Raw genomic sequence first — 3,988 nt, forward strand, 5'->3', positions numbered from 1 at the left:
CAGAGGGGTCAGTTCCTCATGGCGTCAGGGGGGCAGTTTGTCGTGTCGCCTGACAACGGCTATGCGGGCTTCGACAAGCTTTATGCCGACAGCCCCGATCAGCGCACCGCGATCAGCGAGGTCGCCTGCTGGGCCCATGTCCGGCGCAAGTTTTTCGATATCCACCAGTCCAACGCCTCGCCGGTCGCTGCCGAGGCCTTGCGCCGGATAGGAGAGCTCTACCAGGTCGAGGACGCCCTCCGTGGCCGCCCGCCCGACGAACGGCGACGATCGCGTCAAGAGCACGCCCTTCCACGGCTCGCCGATCTGCGAAGCTGGCTCGAGGCGACGCTGTCCAAGCTGTCGGGCAAGAGCGAACTCGCCAAGGCGATCCGCTACGGCCTGTCACGCTGGCCGGCTCTGACCCGCTATGCCGATCACGGCGGTCTGGAGATCGACAACAATGCCGCCGAACGCGCGATCCGGCCGCTCGCCATCGGCCGCAAGAACTGGCTGTTTGCCGGCTCCGACACCGGCGGCGAACGTGCCGCCGTCATCTACACCCTGATCGAGACGGCCAAGCTGAACGGCCTTGATCCGCAGGCCTATCTCCGGGACGTCCTGGCTCGCATCGGCGACCATCCCATCAACCGGATCAGCGATCTCGCGCCCTGGAACTGGCAGACGCCACGAGAGGCCGTTACGCTGGCGGCATGATCTCGGCCGCTTCCCATGTCGATCGCATCGCCTGCATCAAAATCGTGCTCGATCATGTCGAGCCGGCCGTCTGGCGGCGCGTCGAGGTTCCCTTGACGACGACCCTGAGAGGCCTCCACGAGGTCATCCAGGCCGTCATGCTGTTCGAGAACTATCACCTCTTCGACTTCACGATCGAGATCGACGGCCAAAGCAGGCGCTACGGCATCCCCGACCCGGATGGGTGGATCAAGCTCAGCGACGCCAAGAACACCAAGCTCGGGCCGCTGACCGATCGCGGCCTGAAGCGCTTCGCCTACACCTACGACTTCGGCGACAACTGGGAGCACACGCTCACGATCGAGGCCATCGGTGATGCCGATCCCGGCCTCGAATACCCGCGCTTTGTCGACGGCGCCCGCCGCGCTCCGCCGGAAGACGTCGGCGGAATCCCCGGCTTCGAGGAGTTCGTCGAGGCCATGGCAAAGCCCAGACATCCCGAACGCAAGCGGCTGATCGAATGGTACGGACGGGTCTTCGAGCCAGAGGACATCGACCTTCCCAACATCAAGGCCAACGTCGCAAAGCTGGCCCGACGCCGTGCCATCGGGAAGGCCGCCTTCGCCAAAAGCCGCCCATCAGAAAGCTGAAAGGGCCGACACCGGACGGTTACGCAGCGCCTACATCGCCAGGGACACAGCCGACACAGCACGCACCCTCGGCCTGGCGCTGCTCTTCACCCCCGTTCGCAGCCCAGAGTCGAACGGAATGTCGGAAGCCTTCGTCAAAACGCTGAAACGTGACTATGCTCGCGTGACGACCTTACCCGACGCCGACACCATCCTCACCTTGCTCCCCCTCTGGATCGAGGACTATTGCGAGGTCCACCCGCACTCAGGATTGAAGTTCCGCTCGCCTCGCGAGTTCATCAGTAAGCGCTGTTCTCAGGCCACTGCCTTGAGCGGCTGAGGCGCATAGGCCCATGGCAGCAGGTCATCGAGCTGGCTCTGGGGATGGCCGGCGACGATACGGGTGATGACGTCGACGAGGTAGGCTTGCGGATCGACGCCGTTGAGTTTGCAGGTCTCCACGAGCGAGGCGACGACTGCCCAGTGCTCGGCGCCGCCATCGGATCCAGCAAAGAGCGCGTTCTTGCGGTTCAAAGCGATCGGTCGGATGGCGCGCTCGACCACGTTGGAGTCGATCTCGACGCGACCGTCGTCGAGGAAGCGACTGAGGCCCGCCCATCGCGAGAGGGCGTAGCGGATGGCCTCGGCGAGTTTGCTCTTCTGGCTGACGAGGCCGAGCTTCGCTTTCAACCACGGTTCGAGCGCATCGACGATCGCGCGGCTTTTCGCCTGGCGGAGGTCGCGGCGCTCCTCGGCGGATCGGCCACGGATCTCGCCCTCGATACGGTAGAGTTCGGCGATCCGCGCGAGCGCTTCCGTGGCGATCGGCGCGGGACCGCCTTGCGCGAGATCGTAGAACTTACGCCGGAGGTGTGACCAGCAGAAGGCCAGGCCCACGGCATTGCGATCGGCCAAGACCTTGTAGCCCGCATAGCCGTCGACCTGCAGCGTGCCGACGAAGCCTTGAAGGTGCCGGACCGCCTGCTCGGCCTTGCGGTCAGGCGCGTAGAGATAAGCGACGCCCGGCGGATCGACGCCGCCCCAAGGTCGTTCGTCGCGAGCGTAGGCGAAGAGCTGGCCGGTCTTGGTCCGGCCGCGGCCCGGATCGAGCACAGGCGCCGTGGTCTCGTCAGCGAAGAGCTTGGTCGAAGCCTTCAGTCGCTCGAACAGGCGCTCATGCACCGGCCGCAGGAGGAAGGCCGCCTTGCCGACCCAGTCGGCCAGGGTCGATCGGTCCAGGTTTACCCCCTGCCGGCCATAGATCTGGGCCTGCCGGTACAATGGCAGATGATCGGCGTATTTCGCGACGAGGATATGAGCGACGGTCGCTTCGGTCGGGATGCCGCCCTCGACGAGGCGGGCGGGCGCGAGCGCCTGCACCACGACCTCTTCGCAGGTCCTGCAGGCGTATTTCGGCCGACGCGTCACGATCACGCGGAACTGGGAAGGGATGATATCGAGACGCTCGGAGACGTCCTCGCCCATGACGTGGAGCTGCCCGCGGCAGCAGGGGCAACTCCGCTCAGTGACGTTGATGATCTGCTCGATGCGCGGCAGGTGCGCCGGAAACGACCCGCGGTTAGCGCGGCGCTTCCTGGCCCGCTCGATGTGCTTGCCCGGATCGGCCGCTTCCTCACCGGCGAAGCTCTCGGCCTCGACCTGCTCAGCCTCCTCGAGGCCCAGCAGCAACTGGTCGACCGGCAGGCTTTCGGCCCGGCGGCCGAAGCGATGACGCTGCAGCTCCTTGATGATCTGACGCAGCCGCTCGTTCTCGGCGCGCTCCTCCGCCAGCATCGCCCGAAGCGCGATCGGATCGCTGATCAATGGGTTGGCTGCGTTGCTCACGAAGCCGATTCAATCATGGATTACAGTGGCTTGCTAGCGCTGATCGATCAACTTGCCGCGACGGGGACGCGCGTCTCACGCCGCTCATGCACGCGTCGCCAGTCAAGGCCTTCGAGCAGCGCCTGAAGCTGCGCCGCCGTCAGCCGCACGACGCCGTCGGCAATCGCGGGCCACTGGAACTTGCCGTCTTCCAGCCTCTTCGAGAACAGGCAGACGCCCGTTCCATCGAAGTAGACGAGCTTGATCCGGTCAGCGCGCCGCGCCCGGAACACATAGACCGCGCCGGAGAACGGATCGGCGCCCATGCTCTCGCGCACCAACGCGGCCAGCCCCTCCGCGCCCTTGCGGAAGTCGACCGGCTTCGTCGCGATCATGACGCGGACCGCGCCGGTCGGGCCGATCACGAGCCGCCCTTCAGCGCGCCGATCACCGCGGCGATCGTCTTCGGGCTCGCGCCGGTTCCGACACGCACCACGACGCCTTCAATCTCGATCTCGATCCCGCCGCTCGGCCTGGCGATAGTGCGACGACGACGCGTGGTCGGCTGCCTCACGGTCTCGGGTGCCGAACGAACTGCATCGACAACCGCAGGCACGAACATGGGCGATGATGCCGGCTCTGGTGCTTGCCGCAAAAGACGCCGCCAGCCGAAAAGCTGCTGCGGAGACAAGGCATGGCGGCGCGCTATCTCGCTCACCGTCACGCCCGGCTCGTAGCTCTCCGCCACGATCCTTGCCTTGTCGTCGTCCGACCAATCTCGTCGGCGCCCAGTCCCAGTGAAGACAGAGCTGGCTCGGTTTATCTGAACAGTTTTGGGGCTGTCGCTAAGTGGATTTCGG

The 3,988-nt window shown here is 65.6% G+C and carries 5 protein-coding genes and 1 pseudogene; 3 read left to right on the forward strand and 3 right to left on the reverse strand.

Features of this window, described 5'->3' with window-relative positions; translation table 11 throughout:
- The 3 genes and pseudogenes from AX750_RS17035 to AX750_RS17045 all read left to right on the forward strand — a co-directional run.
- Positions 1-696: IS66 family transposase (locus AX750_RS17035; RefSeq protein ID WP_210173042.1), on the forward strand; the 696-nt coding region annotated here is incomplete at its 5' end.
- Positions 693-1,325: a plasmid pRiA4b ORF-3 family protein gene (locus AX750_RS17040; protein WP_067254782.1), complete on the forward strand. Its 633-nt coding sequence runs from the start codon at positions 693-695 to the stop codon at positions 1,323-1,325. The genes AX750_RS17035 and AX750_RS17040, both read left to right, overlap by 4 nt.
- Before the next feature lie 25 nt (positions 1,326-1,350).
- A pseudogene (locus AX750_RS17045) lies at positions 1,351-1,644 on the forward strand (integrase core domain-containing protein); the annotation flags it as partial.
- Here the strand turns inward: AX750_RS17045 and AX750_RS17050 are convergent.
- From AX750_RS17050 to AX750_RS17060, 3 genes are all read right to left on the reverse strand, one after another.
- Positions 1,620-3,098, reverse strand: a complete 1,479-nt coding sequence (locus tag AX750_RS17050; protein WP_156449785.1) for an IS66 family transposase — start codon at positions 3,096-3,098, stop codon at positions 1,620-1,622. The pseudogene AX750_RS17045 and the gene AX750_RS17050 sit on opposite strands and share 25 nt — an antisense overlap.
- A 98-nt stretch (positions 3,099-3,196) precedes the next feature.
- Positions 3,197-3,553 (reverse strand): IS66 family insertion sequence element accessory protein TnpB, encoded by a 357-nt coding sequence (gene tnpB / locus AX750_RS17055; RefSeq protein WP_067254789.1) that lies wholly within the window; start codon positions 3,551-3,553, stop codon positions 3,197-3,199.
- A partial coding sequence (locus AX750_RS17060; protein WP_348626286.1) for a transposase occupies positions 3,550-3,988 on the reverse strand: 439 nt, incomplete at its 5' end. The genes tnpB and AX750_RS17060, both read right to left, overlap by 4 nt.

Source organism: Methylobacterium sp. CCH7-A2 (genome assembly GCF_001557075.1).
GTDB classification, from domain to species: Bacteria; Pseudomonadota; Alphaproteobacteria; order Rhizobiales; family Beijerinckiaceae; genus Allobosea; species Allobosea massiliensis.

Coding starts and splice junctions, on each gene's coding strand:
- AX750_RS17050 (WP_156449785.1), bottom strand. CDS start 3,098: ATGCTGGCGGAGGAGCGCGCCGAGAACGAGCGGCTGCGTCAGATCATC.
- AX750_RS17040 (WP_067254782.1), top strand. CDS start 693: ATGATCTCGGCCGCTTCCCATGTCGATCGCATCGCCTGCATCAAAATC.